This window comes from Heterorhizobium halophytocola, from assembly GCF_017873095.1.
GTDB lineage: Bacteria > Pseudomonadota > Alphaproteobacteria > Rhizobiales > Rhizobiaceae > Allorhizobium > Allorhizobium halophytocola.
Genome location: NZ_JAGGJU010000007.1, coordinates 236472 through 251876, shown reverse-complemented (window position 1 = coordinate 251876; position 15405 = coordinate 236472). Strand labels below are relative to the sequence as shown.

General features: G+C 62.9%; 14 protein-coding genes, 1 tRNA gene, 1 pseudogene and 1 riboswitch. Of the genes and pseudogenes, 11 read left to right on the top strand and 5 right to left on the bottom strand.

The genetic code is table 11. The features are described 5' to 3' along the window. Window positions 1-45: 45 nt before the first annotated feature. The 5 genes from pstC to phoB all read left to right on the top strand — a co-directional run bounded on the left by pstC (window position 46) and on the right by phoB (window position 4166). Window positions 46-1026 carry a phosphate ABC transporter permease subunit PstC gene (pstC, locus tag J2Z17_RS14510; RefSeq protein WP_209946241.1) on the top strand — a complete coding sequence of 327 codons (981 nt, stop codon included), beginning with the start codon at window positions 46-48 and terminating at the stop codon, window positions 1024-1026. Window positions 1027-1031: 5 nt separating this feature from the next. Further along, window positions 1032-1874 carry a phosphate ABC transporter permease PstA gene (gene pstA / locus J2Z17_RS14505; protein ID WP_209946239.1) on the top strand — a complete coding sequence of 281 codons (843 nt, stop codon included), beginning with the start codon at window positions 1032-1034 and terminating at the stop codon, window positions 1872-1874. Next, window positions 1871-2674, top strand: a complete 804-nt coding sequence (gene pstB, locus J2Z17_RS14500) for a phosphate ABC transporter ATP-binding protein PstB (RefSeq protein WP_209946236.1) — start codon at window positions 1871-1873, stop codon at window positions 2672-2674. The genes pstA and pstB overlap by 4 nt, the downstream gene beginning before the upstream one ends. A gap of 63 nt (window positions 2675-2737) precedes the next feature. Continuing rightward, a complete protein-coding gene (gene phoU / locus J2Z17_RS14495; protein ID WP_209946234.1) occupies window positions 2738-3448 on the top strand; it encodes a phosphate signaling complex protein PhoU in 711 nt (236 codons plus the stop codon). Window positions 3449-3482: 34 nt separating this feature from the next. Beyond that, entirely contained in the window at window positions 3483-4166 is a 684-nt protein-coding gene (gene phoB, locus J2Z17_RS14490; protein WP_209946232.1) for a phosphate regulon transcriptional regulator PhoB, read from the top strand. A 192-nt stretch (window positions 4167-4358) separates the two neighbouring features. Here the strand turns inward: phoB and J2Z17_RS14485 are convergent, their stop codons facing one another. Further along, window positions 4359-4886, bottom strand: a complete 528-nt coding sequence (locus J2Z17_RS14485) for a GcrA family cell cycle regulator (RefSeq protein WP_209946230.1) — start codon at window positions 4884-4886, stop codon at window positions 4359-4361. Window positions 4887-5318: 432 nt separating this feature from the next. On the opposite strand from J2Z17_RS14485, the gene J2Z17_RS14480 reads away from it, so the two are divergent. The 3 genes from J2Z17_RS14480 to J2Z17_RS14470 all read left to right on the top strand — a co-directional run bounded on the left by J2Z17_RS14480 (window position 5319) and on the right by J2Z17_RS14470 (window position 8607). Beyond that, window positions 5319-6524, top strand: a complete 1206-nt coding sequence (locus tag J2Z17_RS14480; RefSeq protein ID WP_209946228.1) for an aspartate aminotransferase family protein — start codon at window positions 5319-5321, stop codon at window positions 6522-6524. Between the two features lie 14 nt (window positions 6525-6538). After that, window positions 6539-7450 (top strand): ornithine carbamoyltransferase, encoded by a 912-nt coding sequence (gene argF / locus J2Z17_RS14475; protein WP_209946226.1) that lies wholly within the window; start codon window positions 6539-6541, stop codon window positions 7448-7450. A 164-nt stretch (window positions 7451-7614) separates the two neighbouring features. Continuing rightward, window positions 7615-8607 carry an Hsp33 family molecular chaperone gene (locus tag J2Z17_RS14470; RefSeq protein WP_209946224.1) on the top strand — a complete coding sequence of 331 codons (993 nt, stop codon included), beginning with the start codon at window positions 7615-7617 and terminating at the stop codon, window positions 8605-8607. A gap of 9 nt (window positions 8608-8616) precedes the next feature. Here the strand turns inward: J2Z17_RS14470 and apaG are convergent, their stop codons facing one another. Further along, window positions 8617-9009: a Co2+/Mg2+ efflux protein ApaG gene (gene apaG / locus J2Z17_RS14465; protein WP_209946222.1), complete on the bottom strand. Its 393-nt coding sequence runs from the start codon at window positions 9007-9009 to the stop codon at window positions 8617-8619. A gap of 160 nt (window positions 9010-9169) precedes the next feature. Next, complete coding sequence (locus J2Z17_RS14460; protein ID WP_209946219.1) at window positions 9170-10354, bottom strand: O-succinylhomoserine sulfhydrylase; 1185 nt, start codon at window positions 10352-10354, stop codon at window positions 9170-9172. A gap of 42 nt (window positions 10355-10396) precedes the next feature. Continuing rightward, window positions 10397-10475: riboswitch (SAM riboswitch) on the bottom strand. A gap of 72 nt (window positions 10476-10547) precedes the next feature. Here J2Z17_RS14460 and J2Z17_RS14455 point away from each other — a divergent pair. Together J2Z17_RS14455 and J2Z17_RS14450 are read left to right on the top strand one after the other, a co-directional pair. Further along, window positions 10548-11645: a 2'-deoxycytidine 5'-triphosphate deaminase gene (locus tag J2Z17_RS14455; protein WP_209946217.1), complete on the top strand. Its 1098-nt coding sequence runs from the start codon at window positions 10548-10550 to the stop codon at window positions 11643-11645. A gap of 83 nt (window positions 11646-11728) precedes the next feature. Next, window positions 11729-11802, top strand: a tRNA-Gly gene (locus tag J2Z17_RS14450). Here the strand turns inward: J2Z17_RS14450 and J2Z17_RS14445 are convergent. Continuing rightward, a complete protein-coding gene (locus J2Z17_RS14445) occupies window positions 11791-13869 on the bottom strand; it encodes a glycosyltransferase (RefSeq protein WP_342454408.1) in 2079 nt (692 codons plus the stop codon). The genes J2Z17_RS14450 and J2Z17_RS14445 overlap by 12 nt on opposite strands. A 40-nt stretch (window positions 13870-13909) precedes the next feature. Here J2Z17_RS14445 and J2Z17_RS14440 point away from each other — a divergent pair. Further along, a pseudogene (locus J2Z17_RS14440) lies at window positions 13910-14785 on the top strand (transporter substrate-binding domain-containing protein); the annotation flags it as partial. 60 nt (window positions 14786-14845) lie between these two features. On the opposite strand, the gene J2Z17_RS14435 reads toward J2Z17_RS14440, so the two are convergent. Then, window positions 14846-15259, bottom strand: a complete 414-nt coding sequence (locus J2Z17_RS14435) for a tellurite resistance TerB family protein (RefSeq protein WP_209946213.1) — start codon at window positions 15257-15259, stop codon at window positions 14846-14848. Between the last annotated feature and the right edge of the window lie 146 nt (window positions 15260-15405).

The following is a 15405-nucleotide window of genomic DNA, read 5'->3' as shown; positions in this document are numbered from 1 at the left end:
TTTCATCATTTTCTTCAGTTCAGTTCATCCGGGGAAGACATGCCCATGGCCTTGGCAAGTGCAGAACGGCCGGTCGATAACCGCCGCGAAAAAGTGGTTCGGCAGTTCGCCATCACCGATGCAATCTTCTTCAACCTGTCGCGCGCCGCCGCCATCATCGTCCTTCTGCTTCTGGGTGGTGTCGCGCTGTCGCTGATCGTCGGCTCCTGGTCGGCGCTGTCGACATTCGGCTTCTCCTTCCTGACGACCGAATCCTGGAACCCGGCCAAGGACCGCTTCGGCGCACTGGCCCCGATCTACGGCACCGTCGTCACCTCGGCCATCGCCATCCTGATCGCCGTTCCGATCGGCATCGGTATCGCCGTGTTCCTGACCGAGCTTTGCCCGCGCATGCTGCGCCGCCCGATCGGCATCGCCATCGAGTTGCTGGCCGGCATCCCCTCGATCATCTATGGCATCTGGGGCCTGTTCGTCTTCGCCCCGTTCATCCAGACGACGGTCCAGCCCTTTTTCATCAACCTGTTTGCCGACGTGCCGGTGCTCTCCAGCGTATTTGCCGGACCGCCCTACGGCATCGGCCTTCTGACCTCCTCGATGATCCTGGCGATCATGATTCTGCCGTTCATCACCTCGATCACCAAGGACGTGTTCGACACGGTGCCTTCGGTTCTGAAGGAATCGGCCTACGGCATCGGCTGCACCACCTGGGAGGTCATGCGCCGCGTCGTCATTCCCTATACCCGCATCGGGATCATGGGCGGCGTGATGCTGGCCCTTGGCCGTGCGCTCGGCGAGACCATGGCGGTCACCTTCGTGATCGGCAATGCGCACCGCATCAGTGCCTCGATCTTTGCCCCCGGCACGACCATTTCGGCGACGATCGCCAATGAATTCACCGAGGCGGACGGCGAGCTCTACACGTCCTCGCTGATTTCGCTCGGCCTGATCCTGTTCTTCATCACCTTCATCATCCTTGCGGTTGCGCGCTTCCTGCTGATGCGCATCGAAAAGAAATCGGGAGCCTAAGAGCGATGAGCGCTATCCATTCCCGCCGCAAGCGCAAGAATGCGACGATGATGACGCTCTGCGTCATCGCGGCTGCCATCGGCCTCGCCTGGCTGGCCCTGATCCTCGGCGCCCTGGTCTACAAGGGTATCGCCGGGCTCTCGATTGCGGTCTTCACCGAGATGACACCGCCGCCGGGCGCCGAAGGCGGCCTGCTGAACGCGATCGTCGGCAGTCTGGTGATGACCGTCATCGCCGTCATCGTCGGCACGCCGATCGGCATTCTGGCCGGCACTTACATGGCCGAATATGGCCGCTTCTCCAAGCTGACCATGGTCGTGCGCTTCATCAACGACATCCTGCTGTCGGCGCCGTCGATCATCATCGGCCTGTTCATCTACGAACTGGTGGTGCGGCCGATGGGCCATTTCTCGGCGATCGCCGGTGCCTTCGCCCTTGCCGTGCTGGTGATCCCGGTCGTGGTCCGCACGACGGAGGACATGCTGATGCTGGTACCGAACAGCCTGCGCGAAGCCGGTACCGCCATCGGCGCGCCGCGCTGGATCGTGATCCGCTCGGTCGCCTATCGCGCAGCGCTCTCCGGTATCGTCACCGGCGTCCTGCTTGCCGTCGCCCGCATCTCGGGCGAGACGGCACCCCTGCTTTTCACTGCGCTCAGCAACCAGTTCTGGAGCTCCAATCTCAATGCACCGATGGCGAGCCTTCCGGTCACCATCTTCCAGTTTGCCTTGAGCCCATACAAAGAATGGCAGCAGCTCGCCTGGACCGGCGCCCTTATCATCACGTTCACGGTCCTGGCACTCAGCGTTGTTTCCCGTAGCCTGACCGGGCGTAGAGAGGATCGATGACCCAAATGGTATCGCTTGACAAAATCGCCCCGCAGAAGACAGCGGACAAAGCCAAGATCGAGATCAAGAATCTCAACTTCTACTATGGCGGCGCCCGGGCCCTGAAGGACATCAGCCTTCAACTGCCGGAGCGCAGCGTCACGGCCTTTATCGGTCCCTCGGGCTGCGGCAAGTCGACCCTGCTGCGCGTGCTGAACCGCATCTACGAACTGTACCCCAAGCAGCGCGCCGAGGGCGAAGTGCTGGTCGACGGCCAGAACATTCTCGACCGTTCGCAGGACCTCAATCTGCTGCGCACCAAGGTCGGCATGGTGTTCCAGAAGCCGACACCGTTCCCGATGTCGATCTATGAAAACATCGCCTTCGGGGTCCGTCTCTATGAAAAACTCAGCAAGAGCGAGATGGACGGCCGCGTGGAAGCCGCGCTCACCCGTGCGGCGCTCTGGGGCGAGGTCAAGGACAAGCTGCATGCCAGCGGCCTCAGCCTGTCCGGCGGCCAGCAGCAGCGCCTGTGCATCGCCCGCACCGTGGCAGTCAAGCCGGAGATCATCCTGCTCGACGAGCCGGCCTCGGCGCTCGACCCGCTGTCGACGGCCAAGATCGAGGAACTGATCGACGAGCTTCGTGCCGACTACACCATCGTGATCGTCACGCACAACATGCAGCAGGCTGCCCGCGTATCGCGCCAGACTGCCTTCATGTATCTGGGCGAACTGGTCGAATTCGACGAGACCGCCAAGATCTTCACCTCGCCCAAGGAAAAGCGCACCCAGGACTATGTGACCGGCCGCTTCGGCTGATGATCGCTTGAGGCCTGGCACGCCGGACAACCCGGCTGGTAGAAACATCTGGAAGGAACGACAATGGCTTCAACCCATCTCCTGTCCGCATTCGATGAAGAGCTGCAATATCTGATGCGGCGCATTTCGGAGATGGGCGGCATGGCCGAGCAGATGGTGGCGGACAGCGTCAAGGCGCTGGTCAATACCGATGCGGCACTCGCTCAAAAGGTGATCTCCGACGATGTGGTCATGGATGCCGCGGAACTCGACATCGGTGAAAAGGCGGTGATCGTGATCGCCCGCCGCCAGCCGGTTGCCGCCGACCTTCGCGAGATCATCGGCGCCCTTCGTATCGCAAGCGACCTCGAGCGCGTCGGCGACATGGGCAAGAACAACGCCAAGCGGGTCATGGCTGTGCAGGGCACCGGCGTCCCGCGCAAGCTCGCCCGCGGCCTGGAACACCTCTCGGAACTGGCGCTTCTGCAGCTGAAGGAAGTGCTCGACGTCTACTCGACCCGTTCGGCCGAGAAGGCCAAGTCGATCCGCGATCGCGACGAGGAAATCGACGCAATGTATACCTCGCTGTTCCGCGAACTGCTGACCTACATGATGGAAGATCCGCGCAATATCACGACATGCACGCATCTGCTGTTCTGCGCGAAAAACATCGAGCGCGTCGGTGACCACGCCACCAATATCGCCGAGACGATCTATTACATGACCACCGGCGCACCGCCCGAAGGCGAGCGTCCGAAGGAAGACCTGACGTCGAGTTTCGGCGCCGAAGAGTAAGCATCCCGTTCGTCCACAAGTGGTTTTAAGTTCGATGCATCCCAAAATTGCAGTGGTTGAAGACGAAGAGGCCCTCAGCGTCCTGCTTCGTTACAACCTGGAAGCCGAAGGCTACGAAGTCGAGACGATCCTGCGGGGCGACGAGGCTGAAATTCGCTTGCAGGAACGCGTACCCGATCTGCTGATCCTCGACTGGATGCTGCCGGGCGTCTCCGGCATCGAGCTGTGCCGCCGGCTGCGGACACGTTCGGAAACCGAGCGGTTGCCGATCATCATGCTGACGGCCCGCGGCGAGGAAAGCGAGCGGGTTCGCGGCCTTGCGACCGGCGCCGACGACTATGTCGTCAAGCCGTTCTCGACGCCGGAACTGATGGCACGCGTCAAGGCGATGCTGCGGCGTGCACGTCCCGAGGTGCTGTCCTCGGTGCTACGCTGCGGTGACATCGAACTCGACCGGGAAACCCATCGCGTCCATCGCAAGAGCCGCGAAGTGCGTCTTGGGCCAACCGAATTCCGGTTGCTGGAATTCCTGATGGCGTCGCCCGGTCGGGTGTTTTCCCGCTCGCAGCTGCTCGATGGCGTCTGGGGCCACGACATCTATGTCGACGAGCGCACTGTCGACGTGCATGTCGGCCGCCTGAGGAAGGCGCTCAATTTTTCCAGCATGCAGGATGTGATCCGCACCGTGCGCGGTGCTGGCTACTCGATGGAATCCTGACACCGGCGGAATCCTGACACCGGCCACACCACGATCGAACAAGAGCCGGCCTGTCCCACAGCCGGCTCCTTTTGCGTTTGCCCGCTTGTCGATGTCCGGCAGCGCGCCTCAAAACCTCCGGCGAGCTGCGCCAGAAACGCAAAAACGGGCCCTGCGGCCCGTTCCCGTATACATCCTGTGCGTGTCGTCAGATCAGCGTGCCGTCTTGCGGCGATCGGAAACCGGCTGATAGGCGAGCTTGGCATGATAGGAGCAATAGGGGGATGCTTCCTGGGCTTCGCAGCCGCAGAAATGGAAGTCGTCCTTGATCGGATCACCGATCGGCCACTTGCAGGTGCGCTCGGTCAGTTCCGTCAGGATAAGCTTGCGCGAGATCGGCACGACCACGTCACGACCGGGCCGGTAGGTCGGCTCGACGTAAGGCTGAACTTCGGAGCTCTCCTTCACCATCTCGCTGCCAACCGGACGTGCCGCCGGGCGAGCCGGGGCGCGGGGCGCGAAGGTGGCGGGACGCGCCGGTGCCGTCGAGGTGCGCTTGGGCGTGCGCGCCGGTGCCGCATTGCCGCCGGCCTTGACGCGTCCCGGCAGGTTGAGCCGGTGCACCTTGCCGATCACGGCATTTCGACTAACGCCGCCGAGCTGGGCGGCAATCTGACTTGCGCTCAGGCCTTCGGCCCATAATTTCGTAAGTCTTTCGACGCGCTCATCTGTCCAATTCATGCCAATTCTCCGCCTTTCAGGCTTCTTATGGCAGAATCCCTCACCGTTGCCTCGGAAGACTCCGAAGCAAAAACTACCTCGTTACTGTCGGTGACTAGTTCCGCCGCATGCAGTCTAGCAATCTGTTATTAACCTAGTGCCGGGCTGACTCCGTGACAAGAGTCGGTGGAATCATCGCGAATCGAATTGCGAGTTTTCCCCAACTTGCTGGCGCGCCAGGTCAAGCGCAAAAGCTCCGGCCGGCGGCAGAGCGAAACAGCTCAAAACCAAAAAAATCGGCGAAACCCCGAGGTTTATTGACAGGTTAGCGGGAAACGATGATAGTGCGAACGCCGCCGCAAGGCGGCATTTTTGATTTCCAGGGCGTCGCAAGCCGCCTGCCGATCCAGATCCTGCAGAAGTTCATCAGCCTGCCGCAAGGAGTTTACCGCTATGGCCGAGGCATCGCCGCTCTATCAGACTTACGCTCGCGCTCCCCTGCGCTTCGAGCGAGGTGAAGGGGTCTGGCTGATCACGGAAAGCGGCGAGCGCTATCTCGACTTTGCAGCCGGCATCGCCGTCAACTCGCTCGGCCACGCGCACCCGCATCTGGTCTCGGCATTGAAGGACCAGGCCGACAAGCTCTGGCACCTGTCGAACCTCTATGACATCCCCGGCCAGGAAACCTTCGCCGCGCGGCTGACCGCGGCGACCTTCGCCGACAAGGTGTTCTTCACCAACTCGGGTGCCGAGGCACTGGAATGCGCGATCAAGACCGCGCGTCGCTATCAGTTTGCCAAGGGGCATCCGGAAAAATTCCACATCATCACCTTCGAGGGCGCCTTCCACGGCCGCACGATCGCGACGATCGCCGCCGGCGGCCAGGAGAAATATCTCGAAGGCTTCGGCCCCAAGGCACCCGGCTTCGACCAGGTCCCGCTCGGCGATATGGACGCACTGAAGGCCGCAATCACCGATGCGACGGCCGCCATCCTGATCGAACCGGTACAGGGTGAAGGCGGCATTCGCCTGGTGCCCTCCGATATCATGCGCGAACTGCGCACGCTTTGCGACGATAACGGCCTGCTCCTGATCCTCGACGAGGTGCAGTCGGGCGTCGGCCGCACCGGCAAGTTCTTCGCCCATGAATGGTCGGGCATCACGCCCGATATCATGGCGATCGCCAAGGGCATCGGCGGCGGCTATCCGTTGGGTGCCTGCCTTGCCACCGACGAGGCGGCCTCCGGCATGGTCAAGGGCACGCACGGCTCGACCTATGGCGGCAACCCGCTCGGCATGGCGGTCGGCAATGCCGTGCTCGACGTGGTGCTCGAAGACGGCTTTCTGCAGCATGTTCAAGACGTGGCGCTGGTCATGCGCCAGGGTCTCGAAGCGCTGAAGGACCGCTTTCCGGATATCATCGAGGACATTCGCGGCCAGGGCCTGATGCTCGGTATCAAGGCCAAGGTGCCCTTTGCCGACCTTCTCGGCGCCATGCGTGACCAGCACATGCTGGCGGTCGGCGCGGGCGAGAACGTGATCCGGCTGCTGCCGCCGCTGACGACCACAGCAGAAGAGGCGCGCGAAGCCCTCCACCGCATCGAACAGGCCGCCGAAAGCCTGATGATTGAAGACGAAAAGAAGAGCCTTCACGGCTGACGGGTACTCACGGAATGGCCAAGCATTTTCTCGATCTCTCCGCCATGTCGGCGACCGACCTTCGCACGATCCTCAATGACGCGGCCTCGCGGAAAAAGGCCACCAAGGACGGAACCGCCGGAAAGCCGCTTGCCGGCAAGATGCTGGCGATGATCTTCGAAAAGCCGTCGACCCGCACCCGCGTCTCCTTCGACGTCGGCATGCGCCAGCTCGGCGGCGAAACACTGTTCCTGTCGGGCACCGAGATGCAGCTCGGCCGCGCGGAGACGATCGGCGACACCGCCAAGGTGCTGTCGCGCTATGTCGATGCGATCATGATCCGCACCACCGAGCATTCGCGCCTGCTGGAAATGGCGGAGCACGCAACCGTTCCAGTGATCAACGCCCTGACGGACCTGACGCATCCCTGCCAGATCATGGCCGATATCATGACCTTCGAGGAACACCGCGGCCCGATCGCCGGCAAGACACTGGCCTGGACCGGCGACGGCAACAATGTGCTGCATTCGCTGGTCGAGGGCTCGGCCCGCTTCGGCTACCGGATGAACATGGCCGTGCCGATGGGTTCGGAACCGGACGACAAGATCCTCAACTGGGCGCGCGACAATGGCGGCAATGTCATGCTGTGCCACGATGCCGACCGGGCCGTCACCGATGCCGATGCGGTGATCACCGACACCTGGGTGTCGATGAACCAGGAGCACAAGGCGCGCGGTCACAACATCTTCCAGCCCTACCAGGTCAACGGCGCGTTGATGAAGAAGGCACATGACGATGCCCTCTTCCTCCACTGCCTGCCGGCCCATCGCGGCGAAGAGGTGACCAACGAGGTGATCGACGGGCCGCAGTCCGTCGTCTTCGACGAAGCCGAAAACCGGCTGCATGCGCAGAAATCGATCCTGGCGTGGTGCCTCGGCGCGCTCTGACGCGCAAGCGGCACCCCAGGCCGGGCCTGATCGGCGGGCCTCTCCCAGAGATCCGCCATTTACGGAATGCTTGACCTTTCCGGCCACATTCCCCATGTGAGCGGCTGACATCAACGGGCGCCTGGCCCGTCATTTTTGGCGCGTCTGCGCCGGGAGTTCAGATCATGGCAGACAAGAATAGCGAACTCGGCGAATTTGGTTTCGCCGGCGACGACAGGGTTGTCCCCTTCCAGGTGGAAGGTCTCGACGTGCGTGGCCGGGCGGTCCAGCTGGGGCCCCTGGTGACCGACATCCTCGATCGCCACCAGTATCCGCCGGCAGTTGCCCGGCTGCTGGCCGAAGCCATCGTGCTGACGGTGCTGATCGGCACCTCGTTGAAATTCGAGGGCAAGTTCACCGTGCAGACCAAGAGCGACGGTCCCGTCGATCTGCTGGTTGCCGATTTCACCACGCCGGACGGCGTGCGCGCCTATGCCCGTTTCGACGAGGACGCGCTCGCCAAGGCCGTGGCGGCGGATGCCGCGACGCCGGAACAGCTGCTCGGCACCGGCATCCTCGCGTTCACCATCGACCAGGGCGGCTACACCCAGCCCTATCAGGGAATCGTGCCGCTCGACGGTTCGACGCTCGAGGAAATCGCCGGCGTCTATTTCCGCCAGTCGGAGCAGATCCCGACCCGGGTTCGCCTCAGCGCCGCAGAGCTCTACGACCGCGACGAAAAGGGCAATCCGCGCCATACATGGCGTGCCGGCGGCCTGATCGCGCAGTTCCTGCCCGAGGCGCCAGAGCGTATGCGCCAGCCCGATCTGCACGGCGGCGACGGCGATGAGCGGCCGCAGGATCTCGTGGTCGACAATGGCTGGGAAGAGGCCCGCATGCTGGTCGAGACGATCGACACCGACGAACTGGTCGACCCGCTGGTCGGAACCGAACGGCTGCTGTTTCGCCTGTTCCATGAGCGCGGCGTGCGGGTTTACGAGCCGAACACCGTCTATGATCGCTGCCAATGTTCGCGGGACAAGATCAGCGGCGTGCTCGGCGGTTTCTCCGCCGAGGAGATCGAGGCGAGCCAGGACGATGACGGCAAGATCTCGGTCACCTGCGAGTTCTGCTCGACGACCTATGTCTACGACGTGGCGGAAGTCGCCGAGAGCTGATTGTCAGCTTCAGTTGAGAACGCGCGCCAGTCCCGGTCTGTCGAGAGAGAAAGCCGGGATGGCGACGTCGAACTGCCGGCCGCTATCGGTCACCATCTCATAATGGCCGAACATCATGCCCGAGGGGGTGTCGAGCGGGCAGCCCGAGGAATATTCATAGGTGTCGCCGGGACCGAGCCGCGGCTGTTCGCCGACGACACCCGGGCCCCTCACCTCATCCACCTGACCGTTTTCGTCGGTGATGTGCCAATAGCGCTGCATCAGCTTGACGGTCTCGTCGGAATGATTGGAAATGACGATCCGGTAGCCCCAGACATAGCGGCCGTCTTCCGGGTCGGACTGATCCTCCAGATAGAACGGCTCAACGCGAACCTCGATATCCCGGGTCACGGCTCGATACATGCGGCAGGCACCTCGACTGCATAGCGAATATGCATTTTGTACAGTAACTGCTTAAAATCAAGCGAACGGCGGCGTCTATACACACCGCCAGCAACAGGAAACGAGGCAAACCGGTGCCCCGATGCGCCTCGAATGCCGATTTCCGCCGTCGCCTGAAAGCTCAGACGCCCGCGCGCTTCAGCGCCTGATCGAAATCCTCGATCAGGTCGGTGCCGTCCTCGATGCCGCAGGACAGACGCACCGTGCCGACGGAAATACCCAGTTCGGCCCGTGCCTCGTCGGTAAGGTTCTTGTGCGTGGTGGTCGCCGGATGGGTGATCAGCGACTTCGCATCGCCGAGATTGTTGGAGATGCGGACGATCTCCAGCGCGTTCTGCAGGGCGAAGGCCGCTTCCTTGCCGCCCTTCATCTCGAAGGCGACCAAGGTGGAGCCACCGGTCATCTGCCGGGCGATCAGATCGGCCTGCGGATGGTCGGCGCGACCGGGATAAATCACCTTGCCGATCTTCGGATGCTCCGCAAGAAAGTCGGCGACCCGGGCTGCATTCTCCGTCTGCTGACGAACGCGCAACGGCAGCGTCTCGATGCCCTTCAACAGGGTCCAGGCGTTGAACGGCGACATGGCCGGGCCGCTGTGGCGGAAATAGTCATGCAGGTTCTCGTCGATCCATTCCTTCGACGACAGCACGACACCGCCAAGGCAGCGGCCCTGGCCGTCGATATGCTTGGTGGCCGAGTAGACGACGACATGCGCGCCGAGTTCCAGCGGCTTCTGAAAAAGCGGGGTGGCAAAGACGTTGTCGACGACAAGCTTGGCGCCGATCTGGTTGCAGAGCTTGGCAACGCCTGCGATATCGACCACTTCGAGCGTCGGATTGGTCGGGCTTTCGAGGAACATGACCTTGGTATTGGGCCGGATCGCCTGTTCCCAGTTGGTCATGTCGCGGCCGTCCACCAGCGTGAATTCGATACCGTAGCGCGGCGCCAGCGTCTCGATGACCCAGCGACAGGAGCCGAACAGCGCCCGCGCACCGATCACATGATCGCCGGCTTTCAGCTGGCACATGATCGCCGCAGTGACGGCAGCCATGCCGGACGCGGTGGCACGCGCATCTTCCGCGCCTTCCAGCATGCACATGCGCTTTTCGAACATGTCGTTGGTCGGGCTGCCGTAACGCGCATAGATGAAGCCGTCGGTCTCGCCCTTGAAGCGGGCTTCCGCCGCTTCCGCGCTGTCATAGACAAAACCCTGGGTGAGGTAGATGGCCTCGGACGTCTCGCCATATTGCGAGCGGAGGGTGCCACCGTGAACGAGCTTGGTTGCGGGACGCCAGTTGCTGCTCATGCCGTCATGCCTTTCGAATACAAAAAAACCGGTCATTGCGGACCGGTTTCGTACCCGGTCTTTTTAGCCACTTGTTTAACGTGGCTGCAAGCCGACCGGCCAAATCACCACGGGATAAGGCTCCAATACGCCGATCGCGGACTTGCGTCAATTCTCCGGTTTTGATTTTGTCTCGCCAAACAGGAACGACGACATGACGAGGACATCGGGTATTCTGGCCGACCGCGCGATCAAGGCGCTGTTTGCCGAAGGCCAGCTCAAAAGCGAAGCCGCCCTTGACGCCGACCAGGTGCAGCCGGCGAGCCTCGACCTGCGCCTTGGGTCCAAGGCGCTGCGCGTACGGGCGAGCTTCATGCCCGGCCCCGCCTGCACGGTGGCCGAAAAGCTCGACCGGCTGACGCTGCATGAGATCGATCTGGAAAACGGCGCGGTGCTCGAAACCGGCTGCGTCTACATCGTGCCGCTGATGGAGAGCATGGATCTGGCGCCCGGCATTTCCGCGTCAGCCAATCCAAAAAGCTCGACCGGCCGTCTCGACATCTTCACCCGGGTGATGGTCGATCATGCCCAGGAATTCGACAAGGTGCCGGCCGGCTATGCCGGTCCGCTCTATCTCGAGATCAGCCCGCGCACCTTCCCCGTCATCGTCCGGCGCGGATCACGCCTGTCGCAGATCCGTTTCCGCGCAGGCCAGGCGGTGCTGAGCGAGCCGGAACTGCTGGCACTGCACACGGCGGACACCCTGGTCGCCAGCGATGCGCCCAATGTCTCGGGCGGCGGCATCGCGCTGTCGATCGACCTCAAGGGATCCGGTCCCGACGGCCTGATCGGCTATCGCGGCAAGCACCACACCGCCGTCGTCGACGTCGACCAGAAGGCTGCCCATGACGTGCTCGATTTCTGGGAACCGCTCTATGCCCGCGGTCAGGGCGAACTGATCCTCGATCCGGACGAATTCTATATTCTGGTTTCCAACGAGGCGGTCCATGTACCGCCGCTCTATGCGGCCGAAATGACGCCCTTCGACCCACTGGTCGGCGAATTCCGCGTGCATTATGCCGGCTTCTTCGATCCGGGCTTCGGCCATGCCGGCGCCGGCGGCACCGGCAGCCGCGCGGTGCTGGAAGTGCGCAGCCACGAGGTGCCGTTCATCCTCGAACACGGCCAGATCATCGGTCGTCTGGTCTATGAACACATGCAGGAGCCACCCGAAGGCCTCTACGGCAGCGGCCTCGGCTCCAATTACCAGGCCCAGGGGCTGAAGCTGTCGAAGCATTTTCGCGCGCCATAAACCTCCATCCCCAAGGGTGTCCCGGCGCTACCCGCCTTCCCCCTTGCGCTTTTTCCCCGACGCGATTACCAAGTCTTGGCGATGCGGGTGTAGCTCAATGGTAGAGCAGCAGCTTCCCAAGCTGAATACGAGGGTTCGATTCCCTTCACCCGCTCCAGATCTCTACCGACCGTCGCAGAATGGCCTGCCTGAGCGCACGCAGGTGGCGCAAGGTGATCTCGGCTTCGCTCTCGACAGGCATGTCCGGCTCCAGCGGCGCATGCGGCGTCTTTTCCCAGAAATGCGGCCGGCGACTGAGGTCGAAGACCGCACGCCAGGCAGCGACCGTCATCATCATCCAGTAAAGAGGAATGGCTATCACGCGGCGGCGCACCGCCTCCCACTCCATCCGCTCCATCGCCTTTCCGCCCATCGCCAGGAAACAGGCATAGGCGCCGAAGATGTTGACGAGGTCCATCCAGAACAGCACCAACCGGCTCCAGTCCACCGATGCCGATGGCAGCGCAAGGAGCTTGACGGCGGTCAGGCCGACGAACAGCAGAAGCGCGGGATGCAACAGCGCCGAAACCAGCATGCCGCCGATCATCAACTGGGTGACCAGAAATGGCCATGGCCCCATTTCGCCCATCGCGCCGGGCGCATTGCGCAACGTCACCAGCCAGGTCTGCAGCCATCCCTTGAACCAGCGGGTGCGCTGTTTCACCCAGATGCCGCCCGCCTGCGGCGCCTCTTCATAGGTCGGTGTCGTCAACACTTCGGCGCGTAAGCCCGAGCGATAGAGGCGCAGCCCCAGATCCGCATCCTCCGTCACGTTGAACGGATCCCAGGCGCCGACCTGCCGCAGCGCGTCGATCCGAAAATGATTGGAAGTTCCGCCAAGCGGCAGCGGCAGCCGGCGGTCTGCGAGCATCGGCAGGAGACAGCGGAACAGGCCGGCATATTCGAGCGCGAACAGCGCCGATATCCAGGAGCCTCGCGGATTGGAAATGACCAGCGGCGCCTGCAGGCAGGCAACGTTCATGGCCCGGCTTTCGAACCGCTCCCAGGCTTCGCGCAGCTGGCCGGGATCGGGCCTGTCTTCCGCATCATAGATCACAAGATAGGTGCCGCGCGCCGCCGTCAGCCCGTAGTTCAGCGCCTTGGGCTTGGTGCGTGGACCGGCCGCGGGCACTTCCACGACGTCGACATATCCGGGCGGCCTCAGCCGGCGGATCGCATCGATCGTCTCGCTATCGTCCTCCTCGCATAACAGTTTGACGTCCAGCCGCGATTTCGGCCAGTCGAGGCCGTCGAGCGCCTTCAGCAGCTGGGCAACGACCGCATGCTCGCGGTAGAGCGCGATCATCACGGTATAGATCGGCGGTGCGCAGTCGTCCGTTACCCTGAGCCTTGTCAGATATTTCCGCTGCCGTCGCCGCTTGAAGCGAAAAAGAGCCGCTGCCCGCAGCATCAAGGCTGCCGCAAAGAACAGAGACCCGGCAATATGGGCCAGCAGCAGCATGTCGAGCGGCGACACCAGGAAGGCTGCGACGAGCGCCATGACGCCGGCACCGAGGACGAAGCCCTGCGAGCCCGACACGACGATGCGCGCCGAAAGCCGCGGCCTGGCATCGAACAGCGCGTTGGTCGCGGCCTGCACCCGCTCTTGGCGGCCGCGCCGCCACATGGCCTGGCGGATCGCCGCCGGCGTGGTGATGACCAGTTGCCGGGAGAGCGCCGGCAGAACGGTCAGCCGCTCACACAGCCGCGCCATCATGGCAGCCGTCGGCACCAGCGCGGTCACCGCCTGGCGGTCGCGGGCGACAAGGCGAACGACCTTCGGTTCGGCAAGCTGCGTCTCGTCGCCGGAGACCCCGATGATCGCCGCGGGGTCGATATCGGAGAAAAAGGGCAAACCCGCCGTGCGTGCCAGCGCCGCATAATAGGCCTCAGGCTCGACGCCCTCATTGGCGAGCAATTCCTCTTCCACGGTGCTGGCGTTCTGCACGGCCCTGCGAACGCATCGGGCAAGAGCCGGCTTGGAGAAACCGAGACGTTTGAGAAGCTGCACTTCGTCGCGCAGGGCCGGCGAAACGCGATCCAGGTCCGGCTCGGACGCGTTCTCGGGTTCGCAGCGGTCCGGCTGCTCCAGGCCAAACGACCATAGCGGCTCGACAGCCTGTCCCGGCTGTCGTTCCGTCCCGTGATTATATTCCCCTGGCCACACTTGTCTGTTAAGTGTCACCGAACCGGCCGCCCCCTGCATTTCCCCGAGGTGGATGATAATGAGACGCGCAAAAGTTACATCCCCAGATTACTGGGGGGTGATTTTACAAACCATAGTCGCATGCGCTGTCCTGGCTGTGCCGAACCTTGGTCATACGGCGGAAACCTCTCGCGATTTCCTGGTGATGTTCGACAAGGGTGAACGCATTGCGCGGCCCGATCTCTCGACCCTTCCGCGGCTGCGTTTCCTCACCTCGACCGATTTTCCGCCGTTCAATTTCACCGACCAGACCGGTCGCCTGTCGGGCTTCCATGTCGATCTCGTGCGCGCGCTCTGCGCCGAGTTGAACCTGACGGCAAAGTGCCAGATCCAGGCCCTGCCCTATGCGGACCTGGAGGCCGCATTGAAGTCCGGCGAGGGAGAGGCGGTGATCGCCGGCGTCGCGCAGACGGATGACCTGCGGCAGGACTTCGATTTCAGCCGTCCCTTCATGCAGTTGCCGGCCCGCTTCGCCTTGCGCGATGCAGCCAAGCCGGTCGCCACCGATATCAGCGATCTCTTCGGCCGGCGTGTCGGCGTCACCGCCGGTACGCGCCACGAGGCCATGCTCAAGGCCTTTTTCCCCGACGTCAAACCGGTCCCGTTCGAAAGTCGCGAAAAGCGCGACGCGGCGCTCCTATCGGGCGACATAGACGCAGTCTTCGGCGACGGACTGCAATTGTCGTTCTGGACTCATAGCGAGGCGGCCAAGACTTGCTGCAGCCTGTTCGGCGGTCCCTATTTCTCAGAGCATTTCCTGGGGGAAGGGTTGACGATCATGACGGGCAAGGGGAATGCCGACCTGGCGCCGGCGCTGGACAGTGCCCTTGCCGCCGTCTCGCGGAATGGGCAGCTGCAGGACATCTATGATCGGTATTTCCCCTACGATCTCTACGGCCGGACGATTCCAAAGGCGGCAGAGGCCGCCTTGCGCGGTGGCATCGCCACCGACCCGTCAGATCTTGCGACACCGGGCAATGGCACTCCGCTCGAGGGCGGCGCAGGTCAGCCGGTCGAGCCGCAGCCGGTCTCGCAGTAGCTGCAACAGGCGGATCTCGTCCGGGTTGATCCGCATGTCGACGGCCGCCACCTCGACTGCCAGCGCATAGGCCGTGTCGTAGAGCCGCTCCGGCAGGGCATCGCGAATGATCTCCAGCGCAATATCCAGGCCTTCCGCTCCTGCCAGCACATCGGCACAGCGCTGCGAAACCTTGATCAGGCGCTCTTCGTCGAAGGCGTCGAACACCGGAAGGATTTCGATCAGCTGCCCGATACGGTGCAGTTCCGGATCGGACATCGCATTGTCGACAGCCGAGGCCATGACCATCACGAAGATCAGCGCGTCCTCTGCGGAAACAGGTTCATTCATCGTCGTCTTCCTCTTGCACTCTGTTGCGGGCCTTGGCCGGACCGTCAATCCGGCGCGCGCGACCGTTCGTAAAACGCCCGCCCGAACATAAGCCTTCACCCGCCCGCCGCAAGATCAGCGCACCCCTTGCCGGGTGAAAGGCATGG

Bases quoted from the DNA above. Each gene is read 5' to 3' on its own strand.
- pstC (WP_209946241.1), top strand. From the start codon at position 46: ATGGCCTTGGCAAGTGCAGAACGGCCGGTCGATAACCGCCGCGAAAAA.
- pstA (WP_209946239.1), top strand. From the start codon at position 1,032: ATGAGCGCTATCCATTCCCGCCGCAAGCGCAAGAATGCGACGATGATG.
- pstB (WP_209946236.1), top strand. From the start codon at position 1,871: ATGACCCAAATGGTATCGCTTGACAAAATCGCCCCGCAGAAGACAGCG.
- phoU (WP_209946234.1), top strand. From the start codon at position 2,738: ATGGCTTCAACCCATCTCCTGTCCGCATTCGATGAAGAGCTGCAATAT.
- phoB (WP_209946232.1), top strand. From the start codon at position 3,483: ATGCATCCCAAAATTGCAGTGGTTGAAGACGAAGAGGCCCTCAGCGTC.
- J2Z17_RS14485 (WP_209946230.1), bottom strand. From the start codon at position 4,886: ATGAATTGGACAGATGAGCGCGTCGAAAGACTTACGAAATTATGGGCC.
- J2Z17_RS14480 (WP_209946228.1), top strand. From the start codon at position 5,319: ATGGCCGAGGCATCGCCGCTCTATCAGACTTACGCTCGCGCTCCCCTG.
- argF (WP_209946226.1), top strand. From the start codon at position 6,539: ATGGCCAAGCATTTTCTCGATCTCTCCGCCATGTCGGCGACCGACCTT.
- J2Z17_RS14470 (WP_209946224.1), top strand. From the start codon at position 7,615: ATGGCAGACAAGAATAGCGAACTCGGCGAATTTGGTTTCGCCGGCGAC.
- apaG (WP_209946222.1), bottom strand. From the start codon at position 9,009: ATGTATCGAGCCGTGACCCGGGATATCGAGGTTCGCGTTGAGCCGTTC.
- J2Z17_RS14460 (WP_209946219.1), bottom strand. From the start codon at position 10,354: ATGAGCAGCAACTGGCGTCCCGCAACCAAGCTCGTTCACGGTGGCACC.
- J2Z17_RS14455 (WP_209946217.1), top strand. From the start codon at position 10,548: ATGACGAGGACATCGGGTATTCTGGCCGACCGCGCGATCAAGGCGCTG.
- J2Z17_RS14435 (WP_209946213.1), bottom strand. From the start codon at position 15,259: ATGAATGAACCTGTTTCCGCAGAGGACGCGCTGATCTTCGTGATGGTC.